The organism is Streptomyces sp. NPDC004435, assembly GCF_042873895.1.
Taxonomy (GTDB): Bacteria; Actinomycetota; Actinomycetes; order Streptomycetales; family Streptomycetaceae; genus Streptomyces.
The window spans coordinates 245,222-259,218 of sequence record NZ_JBIAMB010000008.1 but is presented as its reverse complement, the minus strand read 5'-3'; the positions used below and the strand labels follow the sequence as shown (position 1 = coordinate 259,218).

The 13,997-nt window shown below is 74.8% G+C and carries 13 protein-coding genes; 7 read left to right on the top strand and 6 right to left on the bottom strand.

Going from position 1 to position 13,997, the window contains the following annotated elements; genetic code table 11:
• The first annotated feature begins 260 nt into the window (after positions 1-260).
• Together ACFYT9_RS17075 and ACFYT9_RS17070 are read left to right on the top strand one after the other, a co-directional pair.
• A complete protein-coding gene (locus ACFYT9_RS17075) occupies positions 261-1,205 on the top strand; it encodes an oxygenase MpaB family protein (protein WP_389164386.1) in 945 nt (314 codons plus the stop codon).
• A complete protein-coding gene (locus ACFYT9_RS17070; protein ID WP_389164384.1) occupies positions 1,205-2,698 on the top strand; it encodes an aldehyde dehydrogenase family protein in 1,494 nt (497 codons plus the stop codon). Before ACFYT9_RS17075 ends, ACFYT9_RS17070 begins: the two co-directional genes overlap by 1 nt.
• A gap of 26 nt (positions 2,699-2,724) precedes the next feature.
• On the opposite strand, the gene ACFYT9_RS17065 is transcribed toward ACFYT9_RS17070, so the two are convergent.
• The gene (locus ACFYT9_RS17065; RefSeq protein ID WP_389164381.1) at positions 2,725-3,342 is read right to left on the bottom strand and encodes a TetR/AcrR family transcriptional regulator; all 618 of its coding nucleotides are present in this window, start codon (positions 3,340-3,342) and stop codon (positions 2,725-2,727) included.
• 121 nt (positions 3,343-3,463) lie between these two features.
• On the opposite strand from ACFYT9_RS17065, the gene ACFYT9_RS17060 reads away from it, so the two are divergent.
• Positions 3,464-3,961, top strand: a complete 498-nt coding sequence (locus ACFYT9_RS17060; protein WP_389164378.1) for a DUF4334 domain-containing protein — start codon at positions 3,464-3,466, stop codon at positions 3,959-3,961.
• 108 nt (positions 3,962-4,069) lie between these two features.
• A complete protein-coding gene (locus tag ACFYT9_RS17055; RefSeq protein ID WP_376601527.1) occupies positions 4,070-5,248 on the top strand; it encodes a TetR/AcrR family transcriptional regulator in 1,179 nt (392 codons plus the stop codon).
• A gap of 48 nt (positions 5,249-5,296) precedes the next feature.
• Here ACFYT9_RS17055 and ACFYT9_RS17050 read toward each other — a convergent pair whose 3' ends face one another.
• Together ACFYT9_RS17050 and puuE are read right to left on the bottom strand one after the other, a co-directional pair.
• Complete coding sequence (locus tag ACFYT9_RS17050) at positions 5,297-6,502, bottom strand: oxygenase MpaB family protein (protein WP_389164376.1); 1,206 nt, start codon at positions 6,500-6,502, stop codon at positions 5,297-5,299.
• Positions 6,503-6,776: 274 nt separating this feature from the next.
• Positions 6,777-7,691, bottom strand: a complete 915-nt coding sequence (gene puuE, locus ACFYT9_RS17045; protein ID WP_389164374.1) for an allantoinase PuuE — start codon at positions 7,689-7,691, stop codon at positions 6,777-6,779.
• A 261-nt stretch (positions 7,692-7,952) separates the two neighbouring features.
• On the opposite strand from puuE, the gene ACFYT9_RS17040 reads away from it, so the two are divergent.
• A complete protein-coding gene (locus ACFYT9_RS17040) occupies positions 7,953-9,149 on the top strand; it encodes a tetratricopeptide repeat protein (protein WP_389164371.1) in 1,197 nt (398 codons plus the stop codon).
• A complete protein-coding gene (locus ACFYT9_RS17035; RefSeq protein WP_389164368.1) occupies positions 9,146-10,282 on the top strand; it encodes a polyprenyl synthetase family protein in 1,137 nt (378 codons plus the stop codon). The genes ACFYT9_RS17040 and ACFYT9_RS17035 overlap by 4 nt, the downstream gene beginning before the upstream one ends.
• 47 nt (positions 10,283-10,329) lie before the next feature.
• Here the strand turns inward: ACFYT9_RS17035 and ACFYT9_RS17030 are convergent, their stop codons facing one another.
• Positions 10,330-11,124, bottom strand: coding sequence for an SDR family NAD(P)-dependent oxidoreductase (locus tag ACFYT9_RS17030; protein ID WP_376606084.1), 795 nt, complete (start codon positions 11,122-11,124; stop codon positions 10,330-10,332).
• Between the two features lie 153 nt (positions 11,125-11,277).
• On the opposite strand from ACFYT9_RS17030, the gene ACFYT9_RS17025 reads away from it, so the two are divergent.
• Positions 11,278-11,931, top strand: coding sequence for a hypothetical protein (locus ACFYT9_RS17025; RefSeq protein WP_389164366.1), 654 nt, complete (start codon positions 11,278-11,280; stop codon positions 11,929-11,931).
• Between the two features lie 89 nt (positions 11,932-12,020).
• Here ACFYT9_RS17025 and ACFYT9_RS17020 read toward each other — a convergent pair whose 3' ends face one another.
• Complete coding sequence (locus tag ACFYT9_RS17020) at positions 12,021-12,587, bottom strand: DUF305 domain-containing protein (RefSeq protein WP_389164364.1); 567 nt, start codon at positions 12,585-12,587, stop codon at positions 12,021-12,023.
• Positions 12,563-13,942: a DUF1996 domain-containing protein gene (locus ACFYT9_RS17015; protein ID WP_389164362.1), complete on the bottom strand. Its 1,380-nt coding sequence runs from the start codon at positions 13,940-13,942 to the stop codon at positions 12,563-12,565. The genes ACFYT9_RS17020 and ACFYT9_RS17015 overlap by 25 nt, the downstream gene beginning before the upstream one ends.
• Between the last annotated feature and the right edge of the window lie 55 nt (positions 13,943-13,997).

The following is a 13,997-nucleotide window of genomic DNA, read 5'->3' as shown; positions in this document are numbered from 1 at the left end:
GCACCAGTGAACCGACGCCTCTGCCCGCCGGTGGGTCCGGAGTCTTGACGCCTCGTGATACGGGTCAATAGTTTCAGTCTCATCGACTCTCCGGGGGTCCCCCGGCACCCGCACGGCCCGCACGTCCGGGGTCACCGCCGCCCACGACCCGCGGCACCGTGTGACGGCCCCGTGCTCCGATGTCGCCCCCGTACACGCCCCTTCCCACGTTCACTCGCACCGCACGCCGGCGGCGGCGGTGCCGACAGGAGGGAACCCCCATGGGCCGCTACAGCCGGCTCCGCCGCATCCGGCACATGGACCCGCGGCAGGACCACGAGCTGATCTTCCGGTGGATCACCCAGTACGAGTTTCCCCGCGACTACCTCCACGGGACGTCGATCGCCTTCCTCCGCGACTACGGCGTCCCGCGCGTCTCCCGGCTCCTGGACCGCACCCAGGAGTTCGAGCGGGCCGGCCAGAAGCGGTACGACGACACGGTGCTGCTCGCCTACGAGCTGGTCCGCGAGGGGATGGACTCGGAGCACGGCAGGGCGGCCGCCCGCCACCTCAACCGCATCCACGGGCGCTACCGCATCCCCAACGAGGATTTCCTCTACGTCCTGGCCACCACGGTGGTGGGGCCGAAGCGGTGGATCGACCGGTACGGCTGGCGGCGCCTGTCCCCGCAGGAGACCGAGACCCTGGCGCTGGTGGGGAGTCGGATGGGCGAGATGATGGGCATCTCCGGCGTGCCCGACACGTACGCCGCCTTCGAGCGCCTCCACGACGCCTACGAGCGCGAGATGTTCGCGTACGACCCCGCCAACCGCAGGGTCGCGGCGGCGACCCTGCGGGTCATGGCGTCCTGGTACCCGGCCCCGCTGCGGCGCGTGGCCTCCCGGATCGTGCTCGCCGTCCTGGACGAGCCGCTGCTGGCGGCGCTCGGCTTCCGCCCGCAGCCGCGCGTGCTGCGGGCCGCGGTCCACCGCGCGTTCCGCGTCCGGGCGGCGCTGATCCGGCTGCTGCCCGGCCGCCCGGAGTGGCTGCCCCGCAAACCGGTGGCGCGCACCTACCCCTTCGGCTGGACCCTCGACGACCTGGGCCCCCACTGGGCGCACTCCCGCGCGCCGGAACCCCTCGCGGACGAGACCCCGCCGCGGCCGGTCCCCTCCCCCTCCCCCGTACCGCCTTCCACGGCGCGAGCCTTCCGTCAGGAGTCCTGATGACCGACACCACCGCGACCGCCGCGGTCTTCGCCGTCCACTCCCCCGCCACCGGCGAGCCGATCGCCGAGCACACGCTGGCCGGGCCCGAGGAGGTCTCGCGCGCCGTGGAGCGGGCCAGGACCGTCCAGGCGGGGTGGGCGGCGCTGCCCGCCGCCAGGCGCCGCGACCACCTGCTGCGCTGGAAGAAGGCGCTCGCCACCGAACTGGACGCGGTGGCGGCCGTGATCGCCGAGGAGACCGGCAAACCGGCCGGGGACGCGGCACTGGAGGTCGTGCTCACCCTGGAGCACCTGGCCTGGGCCGCCCGCAACGCCGGGCGCGTGCTGCGCCGGCGGAAGGTCGGCACCGGCCTCTTCACCGTCCACCAGCGGGCCTCCCTGGTGCACCGGCCGCTCGGGGTGGTCGGGGTGATCGGCCCCTGGAACTATCCGCTCTACACGCCCATGGGTTCGATCGGCTACGCCCTGGCGGCGGGCAACGCCGTGGTCTTCAAACCGTCCGAACTGACCCCGGCCACCGGGGTCCTGCTGGCCCGGCTCTTCGACGGCGCCGTGCCCGAACACGCCGGGCTGCTCACCACCGTCACCGGTCCCGCGTCCACCGGGGACGCCCTGGCCCGGTCGGGCGTCGACAAGCTGGCCTTCACCGGTTCGCCGGGGACGGCCCGCAAGGTGATGGAGGTCTGCGCGCGGACGCTGACGCCGTTCCTCGCCGAGTGCGGCGGGAAGGACGCGGTGATCGTCACCGCCGACGCCGACCTGGACGCCGCCGCCGACGCGATCGTGTGGGGTGCCCTGGCCAACGCCGGTCAGACCTGCGCGGGGGTGGAGCGCGTCTACGCCGTGCGCGAGGTCCACACGGCGCTGTGCGAGCGGGTCGTGGAGCGGGCGGGGGCCCTGCGTCCGGGGACCGGGGCGGACTCCCCGTACGGGCCGATGACGCTCCCAGCGCAGCTCGCGGTCGTCGAGCGGCACGTGTCCGGGGCGGTCGGGCGGGGGGCGCGGGCGCTGCTGGGCGGGCCGGCGTCGGTGCGGGCGCCGTTCGTCTCGCCGGTGGTGCTGACCGGAGTGCCGGAGGACGCGGAGGCGATGACGGAGGAGACCTTCGGGCCCGTGGTGGTGATCAATCCGGTGGCGGACGTGGACGAGGCGGTGGCCCGGGCCAACGCCTCCCGCTACGCCCTGGGGGCCGCGGTGTTCTGCGGGGGCGGACGGGCCGGCGCGGAGATCGCCGCACGGCTGCGCGCGGGGGCGGTGTCGGTGAACTCCGTGCTGGGCTTCGCCGCGGTGCCGGCGCTGCCGTTCGGCGGCTCCCGGGAGTCCGGCTTCGGGCGGATCCACGGCGAGGAGGGGCTGCGGGCCTTCAGCTCCGTGCAGTCGATGACGGTGCAGCGCTTCACCCCGCCCCTGTCCCTGACGTCGTTCACCGCACCGGCCGCCGCCCGCGAACGGGCGGTCCGGCTGGCCCGCTCCCTGCACCGGCGCCGCTGAACCCCGACCGGGGTGTCCCCGCCCGGTCAGGCGTTCAGGAGCGGGGCCAGATAGCGGCGGGCGAAGGCCCGCGCCTGGTCCTCGTCCTCCATCGCGACGCAGCCGGCCGGGTCGAGCAGGAAGGACACGGCGACGCGCACCATCAGTTCGGCGAGCGGGCGGGGGTCCTCCTCCGGGCGGCCCTCGGCCATCCGCGCACGGCGCAGCCGGACGGTCAGGTACTCGACGGTCGAGGCGAGCGTGGAGCTGCCCCGTACGGTGAGATGGGGCAGGACCAGTTCGGGTTCGAGGCGCAGCAGCCCTCCGAAGAGCGGGTGGACGCGCGCGTGGCGCAGGGTGACGACGAAGCCCTCGACGACCCGGTCCTCCAGGGTCGGCAGCGGCGCCACCGTCGCGTCCAGCAGCTGGTGGAACCGGGCGAGTTCGCGGAGCAGCGTGGCCTCGACGAGCCGGTCCTTGCTCCGGAAACGCCGGAACACGGTGACGCGGGAGACCCCGGCGCGCCTGGCCACGTCGTCCACGGAGGAGCGGCGCAGCCCCAGCAGGGTGAACTGCTCCAGGGCGGCGTCGAGGATCCTCAGCGCCGTGCGGTCCTCCGCCTCCACCCGGACGGCTCCCCCCGGGTGGTCCGTGTCAGAGCTCATGGCGCTCACGATACCGGCGGACCGCTCCCGCGCCGCCGGCACCGACAACCCGCACCCAGCCGCACACGCACACCCACACCCACGCCGACACCGACACCGACACCGACGAGAGGACATCCTCATGGACGTGCACGAGGCCCGCGCCCGGTTCCGGGAACTCCGGGGGCTCCGGGAGGAGGACGGACCGGTCGCCCCGGCCGTGCTCGACGCGATCTGGGCCGCGCTGCCCACCGTCCGCCCCGAGGACGTCCTCGGGGCGTGGCAGGGCGGCGAGTTCCGCACCGGCCATCCCCTGAACGGCACGCTGGCGAAGGCCGGCTGGTACGGCAAGACGTTCCTGTCCCCGCACGACGCCAAGCCGCTGATCTGCCGGGACGCCGAGGGGGCGCTCTACTCCGACCGCCGCCTCGGCAAGGGCGAGGCCAGCCTGTGGAGCGTCGAGTTCCGCGGGGAGACGACGGCCACCATGGTCTACGACGGGCAGCCGGTCCTCGACCACTTCAAGCGGGTCGACGACACCACCCTGATGGGGATCATGAACGCCAAGGGCGTGCCGGCCGAGGGCCCCTTCTTCTACTTCTTCCTCGAACGCGCCCCGGAGGCCGGCGAGGGCGTGTGAGCCCCGCACGGGTCCGGGCGCCCGTCGTCCGCCGCCGGGGACGGGCAGGTGACGGGGGTGCGGCGGAAGATCCCCTGCCGTCCGGGGGCGTGTGATTCACTGATCGGCATGGTTCCCGCCGCCCCGTCCGCCCGCCCCGTACCGGCCACCCGGCCGCGCAACCGCCGGCAGCTCATCCTCGACGCGGCCGGGCGGGTGTTCAGCGAGCGCGGCTACCACGCCGCCTCCATGGAGGAGGTCGCCGTCGGCGTGGGCATCACCGCGACGGCGCTGTACCGGCACTTCCCGAACAAGTACGCGCTGTTCGCGGAGTGCGCCGACGTCATGGTGGACGGGCTGGTGGAGGCGCTGGACGAGGTGGCGCCCGAGGCGCCCCTGGCCGAGGTCCTGGCCGCGGCCGCCCGGATCACCGTCGCGCATCGCGCGTCGGGCGGGGTGTACCGGTGGGAGGCGCGGTACCTCAACCGCGAGGACCGGCGGCGGCTCGGCGTGAAGTTCGACCGTCTCGTGGAGCGGGTGGACGCCGCCGTGCGGCGCGAGCACCCGCTGTCCGACGGGCGGCTGCGGGCCACGGCGGCGCTCGGCGCGATCGGGTCCATCACGATGCACCACACCTCCATCGCCCCCCGGCGGGCCGAGGAGCTGCTGGTGGCGTCCGCGCTCCGCGTGGCCGCGACCGACCCGGCGGCGGGGGCGGGCGACGCGCCCGCCGTCGCGCTGCCCGTGCGGCCGGTGCCGCGCACCCGCCGCGAGGAGATCCTGGCGGCCTCCGTCCCGCTGTTCGCCCGGGACGGCTTCACCAGCGTCACGAACGGACAGATCGCGGAAGCGGTGGGACTGACCCCGTCCGCCCTCTACCGCCACTACCCCGGGAAGATCGACATCCTGGCCGCGGCGTGCCTGCAGGCGGCGGAGCTGCTGTCCCAGGGTGTGGAGCGGAGCCTCCACGGGGTGACCGACCCCCGGGAGGCCCTCGTCGCGCTGGCGGCGACGTACGTGGCCTACAGCTTCGAGTACACCGACCTCAACAGCGTCGCCGAGGCCGAGCTCCCCGGCCTTCCCGACGGGCTGCGGGGCCCCCTGGTCCTCGCCCAGCGGCGGCACGTCGGCGTCTGGGAGCAGCAGCTGCGCCTGGTCCGGCCGGAGCTGGACTCGCGCCAGGCCAGGGCGCTGGCGCACGCCGCGTTCGGTGTCGTGGTGGAGGCGGGCCGCCATCTGCGGTGGCAGGACGGCCCCGCCGAACGGGCGGCCGCGACCGGCCTGGCCATGGCGGCGCTGGGCCTCTGAGAGCCGCGGCCGGCCGCGGCGGAGGGGACGGAGCCGGGTGGGCCGGCCTCAGGCCGCCCTGTTGCCCGTGGGGATCGTGATGGGGGTCGTCTTTCCCGAGGAGCCCTTGTTGAGGAAGAGCATGGCCAGGGCCCGCACGAACTGGTCGAACATGTAGAAGCTCTTCGGCATGATCGGCGACAGCCCCTCGCGGAAGAGGATGAAGGCCGGCCAGGCGGTGCGGACCAGCGCCGCCGCGGCGTAGTCGCGCCGCAGCCCCAGCCAGTCGCCGACCTGGTCGCTGAGGACGTAGCGCACGAACTCGTTGAGGAAGCCGCGGGTGACGCCCAGGTCGATCTGGGCGGTCAGGCCGAGCAGTTCCTCGGCCAGGGCGATGCCCTCGGTGGAGGGTGTGAGGATCGGGGTGAGGACCTGCGCCGACTGCCGCTCCGCCTCCGCCCAGGTCCGGGGGATGTGCTCGACGGGCACGCCCAGCAGATGGACGGCCACCTGCCACGAGTGCAGGAACGCCTCCTGGTCGGCGGCCGGGAAGGGTATGCGCCAGTCCCGCAGCTTCCGGTACACGTACGTGCCCAGGCTGTGGAAGGTGACGAGGATGTCGGCGGCGCTGATCGGTACGGTCTCGTCGGCCACCGCCCGCCAGTGCGGCGACTGCGGCAGCAGGTGGCGCACGGCGGCGTGCACCACACGCGTCTTGTTGGCCGTCACGACGAACTGCCCCGACGGCTCGAAGGCGTTCAGCTCCGCCAGGTCGTAGCCGAAGGTGAAGGTCTTGGCCGCGCGGTCCTGCATGTCCGCGCCGCCGGCGGACCAGTAGACGCTCTTGGCCTCGCGGGGGATGACCGTGCTCATGATGCCGCTGCCGAGGCCGTACAGCATGAAGAGGTACGTGTCCCGCCGCCGGTTGAAGTCGGCGGCGCGGGCGAGCTTGGCCGGGTCGGCCCAGGAGGGCAGCCTGTTGACCCGCCCCAGGTACGCGGCGAACTCGGGCGGCAGGCCGACGGGCAGCGGGTCGTCGTTGTTCACCCAGGACGCCCAGGTGGCGTTGATCCCCGGCACCTCTCCCTGTTCGAGCATCGAGACCATCAGCGGGTCCGCCGCCTCGTCCCAGATCCACTCGGGGCCGGTGCCCGTGGCGGCCGGGCCCGTCGCCGCCGGGCCCGTCGCGGCCCACGCCTGGAGGGGGTTCGCCGCGCTCACGAGGCCGAGGGCCACGCCGAGCGACAGCGCCTTTCGCCTGCTGAGGTTGTCCATTGACTTACCTGCTTCCCTGAGGGATCGGAGGGTGGGAAATGCCTTGGTGGACTTACCGTTCGAGCAGCACGCGTGCTGTGGACTCCCGTCACGCGCATGTGATTTTCGATTAACATAGCGAGGCGTCCCCGGCTCGGCAATGGGCGTGACACAGGGCTTCTCGCCCCCTCGGGCGCAGTCCTCGGGACGCCACGGCGGGCGTCGGCTCCCGGCACGGGTCGGGCGGCCGTCCGCTCCGGAGGGCGCAGGGCTTCCGCTCCGGAGCGCGCCGGGCTCAGGACAGCGACGACGGCGGGTGCGTGGCCAGCCAGTGCCGGGCGATCTGCTCGCGGGTGGCGCACCACGCCCCGCCCCGCCCGGCCACGTGCCTCAGGAACGCGTCCAGCGCGCGGATCCGGCCCGGCCGGCCGATGATCCGGCCGTGCAGGCCGACGCTCATCATGCGGGGCCGTTCCGCGCCTTCCGCGTGCAGGGCGTCGAAGGTGTCCACGAGGTACGCGAGCATGTCGTCCGCGGTCGTGAAGCCGTGGACGAGGAGGAACTTGAAGTCGTTCGCGTCGAGGCTGTACGGCAGCACGAGGTGGGGCCGGCCCGCCGCCTCGACGTAGAAGGGCAGGTCGTCCGCGTAGTCGTCGGAGTCGTAGAGGAAGCCGCCCTCCCCGGCGACGATGCGGCGCGTCGCCTCGCTCGTCCGACCCGTGTACCAGCCGACCGGCCGCCGCCCCACCAGCCGTCGGATCGTCGCGACCGTCCGCGCGACGTCGGCGCGTTCGACCTCCTCGGGGACCTCGCGGTAGTCGATCCAGCGCCAGCCGTGCCCGGCCACCTCCCAGCCGGCCGCGGCCATCGCGCGGGCCGCCTCCGGGTTGCGCTCCAGTGCCTGGCCGACGGCGTGCACGGTCAGGGGCGTCCGGTGCGCGACGAGCGTCCGGTGCACCCGCCAGAAACCCGCCCGCGCCCCGTACGCGAACATCGACTCGACGTTGAGGTCGCGGCCGCCGGTCACCGGCGGCGCCCCGACGACCTCGTGCAGGAACGCCTCCGAGGCGGCGTCGCCGTCCAGAACGCTGTGCTCGCCGCCCTCCTCGTAGTTGAGGACGAGGCTGACGGCGACGCGGGCCCCGCCGGGCCACGCGGCACGCGGTGGTACGGCGCCGTAGCCGACGAGGTCGCGCGGGTGCTCGGACACGGGCGGCACGCTACCCGGCCCGCGGCCGCCTTCCGCGCGACGCGCGGCGCGTCCGTGCGGGCCCCACGCGCACGGACGCGCCGGGACTCTGCCGTACATCTCATTGAGGAGGCCGCACCGCCGCGCGTAGCACCCGGGACGGACCCCGCGCCCCCACTGGGAGGGACATTGCCCCCGATGCGGAACCCCCGCCCTCCGACGCCGTCTTGACCCCCGCACCGGCTTGATCGTCGAGCCGGCGGAAGACAGAAGGAGGACCCGATGACGGGTCGGACCGGCACACGGCCGGCGCGGGCGTCCGCGCCCGAGTACCAGGGGGCCCTGGGGTCCCTGTCGGTGAACGCCTCCCTCCCCGAGGTGCTCGACGAGGCCCTGCGGGGGGTCCGCGCCGCCGAGCGGTCCGGGGACCTCCACGAGGTGGCCCGCTGCCGGCTGGCCGTCGCGGAGGCGTGCCGCAGGCTCGGGCGGACCGACGAGGCCGACCGGGCGTGGAAGGCGAGTTACCGGGCGGCGCGGACGGCCGGCCACGAGGGGGCGATGGCCTGGGCCCTGTGGAGCGGCGGCACGCTGGCCCGGCAGCGCGGGGCGTTCCGGCTGGCGTACCGGCTGCTGAAGCTGGCGTCCGAGGCGGGCGAGCGCGGCGGGGACGTCGTCGCCCGGGGCTACTCGCTGGCGGGCCTCGCCGAGACCGGCCGCATCCAGGGCGACTACGAGGCCGTGGCACGCCTGCACGAGCAGCTGCTGACGGAGGCGCGCCGCCGCGGCGAGGCCCGGCACACCGTCTGGGCACTGGAGGGCATCGCGCAGATGCACCGGAACACCGGCCGCTTCGACGAGGCCCTCGCCCTCTTCGAGGAGGCGGCGGAGACCGCGTCGCGCGCCGAGGACCGGCGCGGCTGGGCCTGGGCCCTGAGGGGCATCGCCGACGTGGTGTCCGTCCGCGACGGGGACGTCGAGCGCGCCCTGGCCCTGCTGTCGCGGGCCGAGGACGCCTGCCGCGAAATACGGCTGCGCAGCGCGCTCGCCTACAACCACAAGATGCGCGGCAACGTCCTGTACCGGGCGGGCCGATACGAGCAGGCTCGCGAGCAGTACGCGAGCGCCCTGGGCGAGTTCCGCGCCATGGACGAGCCGCGGGGCACCGCCCTGGCACACCTCGGCCTGGTCAAGGCCGAGGCCCGGCTCGGCGGCGACACCGCCGGCACCGTCGCCGGGCTGGCGGCGCTGCGTACGTCCCTGGAACGCATCGGTCTCCTCCACGCGCGGGAGCTGGTGGACGGGGCAGCCGCCGAACTCGGTGTCGGACCGCTTCCCGAGCCTTCCGCGGACGGACCCGCGTCGGACGGACCGGCGCTGCCGGACGTCGGGGCCGAGGCCCTGCGGGCGGCCGACCCGGAGGAACTGCGCACGGCCGACCCGGAGGCGCCGCGCACGCCCGACCCGGGGGGCCCGCGATGAGCGCGCGGCCGACGGTCTCGGCCCCGGTGCGGCCGACGGCCGGACGGGGCGGGGCCCGCGGGGCGGAGGCCGAGGGCGGGGCGTCCGGCCCGGCCGGTCGGGAGAGCGCGACGCCCGGCGTCCTGCGGCGCTGCCGCGCCCTCGTCAGGCCCGCCCTTGTGGAGGCGGTCGGCCGGCTGCACCCCTGGACCGGTGAGATGGCGGCGTACGCCCTCGGCTGGGCCGGTCCTGACGGAACGCCGGATCCCGCCGGATCCGAGGGCAAGGGCGTGCGGCAGGCTCTCGCCGTGCTCGGGGCGGAGGCCGTCGGGGCGGACGCGGCCGACGGCGTCCCGGGCGCGGTGGCCGTCGAACTCGTCCACACCTTCTCCCTGCTCCACGACGACATCATGGACGCCGACTCCCTGCGCAGACGGCGTCCGGCCGTCTGGACGACCTACGGCACGGGTCCCGCCGTCCTGGCCGGAGACGCGCTCCTCGCGCAGGCGGTGACGGGGCTGGCCGAGGTACGCGGCGACCGCGCTCCCGCCGCGGTCCGCCGCCTCTGCGGCACCTTGAACGCCCTCGTCGCCGGCCAGGCGGAGGATCTGCGCTTCGAGGACCGGCCCTGGCACGGGCCCGGAGCGGTCGCGCCGGAGGGGTACCGGGCGATGGCGGAGCACAAGACGGGCGCCCTGCTGGGATGCGCGCTCGCCCTCGGTGCGGTCCTCGGCGGGGCGCCGGAACCGACCGTGACCGCGCTCGACCGTGCCGGGCGCCACCTCGGCCTCGCGTTCCAGGCTGTCGACGACGTCCTCGGCATCTGGGGCGACCCGGAGCGGACCGGGAAACCCGTCCACGCGGACCTCCGCCGGGGGAAGAAGACCTACCCGGTCCTCGCCGCCCTGGCCGGCGGAGGGCCCGCGGCGCGGGAACTCGCGGCGCTGCTCGGCTCGTCCCGGGAGCTCGACGACGCGGCGGCCGCGCACCTCGCCGCGCTCGTCGAGCGGGCCGGAGGCCGCGCCGCGGCCCACGAGGAGGCGCACCGACGGCTGGACACCGCGCGCCGCGCCCTGCGCACCGTGCCGCTGGTGCCCGCCACCGCGCGGGAGCTGGACGAACTGTGCACCGGCCTGCTGGACCGCGCCTGGTGAGCCCGCCGTCCGGGGCCGGTCCCGAGGCGGGAGCGGCCCCGGACGGCTCACGGCAGGATCGAGTCGACGTACCCGCCGTCGACCCTCAGGGCACCCCCGGTGGTGGCGGAGGCGTGGTCGGACGCCAGGTAGACGACCATGGCGGCGATCTCCTCCGGCTCGATCAGGCGTTGCAGCAGCGACTGGGGGCGGTGCTCGCGCATGAAGACCCGCTGGGCCTCGTCCCAGGGCAGCGAGCGGTCGACCAACTCGTACACGAAGTCCTCGACGCCGCCGGTGCGGGTGGGGCCCGCGATGACGGAGTTCACGGTGACGCCGCTGCCCGCCGCCTGCTTGGCGAAGCCGCGTGTGACGGCCAGCAGCGCCGTCTTGGTCATCCCGTAGTGGATCATCTCCGCGGGGATCACCACGGCCGAGTCGCTCGCGATGTTCAGCACCCGGCCCCAGCCGCGTTCGCCCATGCCGGGGAGGTGGTGACGGATCAGCCGCACGGCGGCCAGCACGTTCACCTCGAAGTAGCGCCGCCACTCGTCGTCGTCGATGGCCAGCGGATCGGCCTCCCCGAAGATGCCGAGGTTGTTCACGAGGACGTCCACCCGCGGCAGCGCCTCCGCGGCGCGGCGCGCCCCCTCCGCGCTCGCGACGTCGGCGACGACGGGGACCAGCTCCGCGTCGGGCACCTCGGCCCGGATCCCCGCGATCGCGCGTTCCACCCGCTCCTCACCGCGCCCGTTCACCCCCACGCGGGCGCCCGCACGCGCCAGGCCGGTGGCGATCGCGGCACCGATCCCCTGCGTGGAACCGGTGACCAGAGCGGTCCGTCCTGTCAGATCGACGAGCATGGGAGGGCCTTCCTGCGGATCGGGGGACTGCCTTCTGCCGTGTACCCGGTCCGCGGCCGGGGGCATCAGAAACCGCCCGTCTCGCCCAAGGCCCCGCGCTCGGGGCGGTCCCCCCGTCCGCGGGTCCCGCGCCCGCCCTCGTACGGTGGGGTCATGACGATCAATCGTCCCGGGCTGCCCGGGGACCTTCCGCCCGCGGAGACGCTGTGGGCCCGTTGGGCGCTGGTGGCCGCCGTGCACACGACCGCCGCCGTGGAGAGCCGGCCGAGCGTCCACCGCACCGGCCACTGGATCGAGGACGACGGGCTGCACCGGGACGACGGCGGCTGCACCTGGTGGGTGATGTCGCGGGCGGGGAACGGCCGTTACGTCCTGTACGGGGAGGACGAGTCCAGCGGGACGCGCTGGCACCGGCCGCCGGTCGACGTCCTCGCCGGCGGCCCCGCGTGGCTTCCGTGGGCGGAGCTGGAGGACCGCCGGTCGGGCGGCGAACTGGGCTGCGTCTACTGGTACGAGGACGGCGCCTGGGCCCGCGCCCCGTACCCGGACGATCTGGCGGACGACGGCCTCGACTGCGGGTTGGGCGAACTGGCCGACCGGACGCAGGCGGCCCGTCTGCTGGTGGAGCGGCTCGCCCCGGTGGAGGGCGGGCCCGACATCCAGGCCCTCCTCGCCGAGGCGGAGGCCGGTCCCCTGCGGGACGTGGACGGGTTGCTGGCGCGGCTGCGCGACCCGGACGGCGGGGAGCCGGAACCGGACGTCGTCGCCCGCGCCCTCACCCGAGCCGGTCTGGCGGACCGTCCGTAGTCTCCCGCCGTCCGTGGCACCGGCCGACCGCCGCGCGTCCCCCCGCCGCGGCCGTTCTCTCGGTCGCCGGCGGGACGTGCCGCGTCCGGTCATGGTTCGGGCCGGTGCGTCGATCCGAGCCGGCCGAGTTCTTCGGCGGCGGTCCGTCCGAGGGCGTCGGCCAGGTCCTTCGCCTCCTTCGCGCTTCCGGAGACCTGTTCGTTCGCGCAGAGCGTGCCGGCTTGCTCGAAGTGGGCGCGGAGGCTGTCGACGAGGATCCGTTCGAACGCTCCGCCTGTCGCCTCCTTCGCTTCGGCGAGGGTGCCGAGGCTGACCATGCCGGGCATGTCGTGGCCCTCGTGGGGGCGGCTGTCGGGGACTCCCGCGAGGTCCAGCAGAGCCCGCAGTCTCCCCTCTTCCTCCCGCAGCCGCGTTCCGGTCCGGGCGGCCAGGTCCGCGAGGGCGGGATCCGCCGTGCGGGAGGGGGCCAGGCCGGTGAGCAGGCGGGCCCGCTCGTTCATGGGGATCATCAGCTGGATCCACGCGGTGTCGGTGGCGTTGAAGGCCGCCGCCCGCGACGGGCCGGTCACCGGCTGCGCGGTGCAGCCGGTGACCAGGAGCGCCGCGAGCAGGGCCCACACCGTCCGCGGGGTCAGAAGGCGCCGGCGGAGTTGCACTTGGCGCTCTGCACGATGCAGTCCTTCACCCGCTGCCCGAGTGCCGCGTTGTCCCAGGCGTTGAAGAAGTCGCCGTGGATGGACGACGCCATGCCGGAGGAGAGGGAGAGGCCCGCGGTGCTTCCGGAGGTCGGGTAGCTGATGACGAAGGAGACGGACGGGATGGCGACGGGGTGGTCGCCGCCGCACGTGCCGCTGTAGGTGAAGGCGACGTGGGACTTGTGGTCCGGGCTGTCGAGGTGCTTGCCGTCCCAGCAGTCGGGGAAGACGAGCTGATGGACGAGCTTGGCGGTCGGCGCGCAGACCGGCCAGTTGCCGTCGGCGCTGCGGCCGATCTCGCCTCCCTCGCCGGCGCAGAAGAACTGGTTGGCCGAGCCGGCCGGGGTGGGGATCTGGGACTTGGCGTTGCCGGCGATCATGCGGAAGCCCTGGGGGAAGGGGACCGTCGCGGAGGGGTCGGGCAGCCTGGAGCCGTAGTAGACGATCATGCCGTCGCTCTCGACGGCCTTGCCGTCCTGGTAGAGGGTGGGGACCCAGTAGGCGGACAGGTCCTGCGCGGGGGTGCAGCTGGTGCCGGGGTTGGCCAGCAGGCTCTGGGTGGTGGTGTGCGCGTCGGTGCTCCTGTTGCCGAAGAAGCTGTGCATGTGGGACGCGCCGGGCAGGCCGGGGGCGACGATCGGGTCGTCGGGCTCGGAGTGGCTGTAGGCGCAGGTGGCGTTGAACTCGGGGACCCGTACGTTGCCGGCCGGGACCTGGGCCGGGGTCATGGCGCGGAACTGTGCCAGCTGGGTGTCCCACGCGGCCCGGTCGATCGGGACCCAGCCGGGCCCGCTGCCGCCGGTGGTGCCGTCGTCGAAGGAGAACCAGTTGATGTTGACGAAGTCGCCGGGTGCGGTGCCGCGCACGACGGCGAAGAGTGTCTGCGGGCCGGTGGGGTGGGTGGCGACGGAGGCGGTCCGGGTCGTCCAGCTCTGCCATCCGCCGGTCTGGCCGACGGCGAAGGTGGCGAGGAGGGGGCCGGTCGTCGAGCCGGTGCGCAGTTCGACGGCCCCCGGTCCGCCGGTGGCGGAGGCGATGCGGGCCGATGCGGTGAGCGGGCCCGCGGCGCCGAGGTCGACGTCGTCGAAGCGCATCCAGTCGCCGTCGGCGAGATAGGCGACGTTCTGGCCGCCGCCGGTGTCGGCGGTCGCCTCGACGGTGACGCCGGACTGTGCCGCGTAGGACTCGGCCTGGACGACGAGGGTGGCGGCCCACGCGGGCCGGCCGGTGAGCGCGAGGCCGAGTGCGACGGCCAGGACGAAGGCCAGCCCTCCCGCTGTCAGGGTGGTGAGGCGGATCGGTGGTTGTCGGTGCATGGCTGTTCCTCTCGTGTCGCGGCTGGGGGGACGAGGAGGTCCAGGAGCCCCAGCC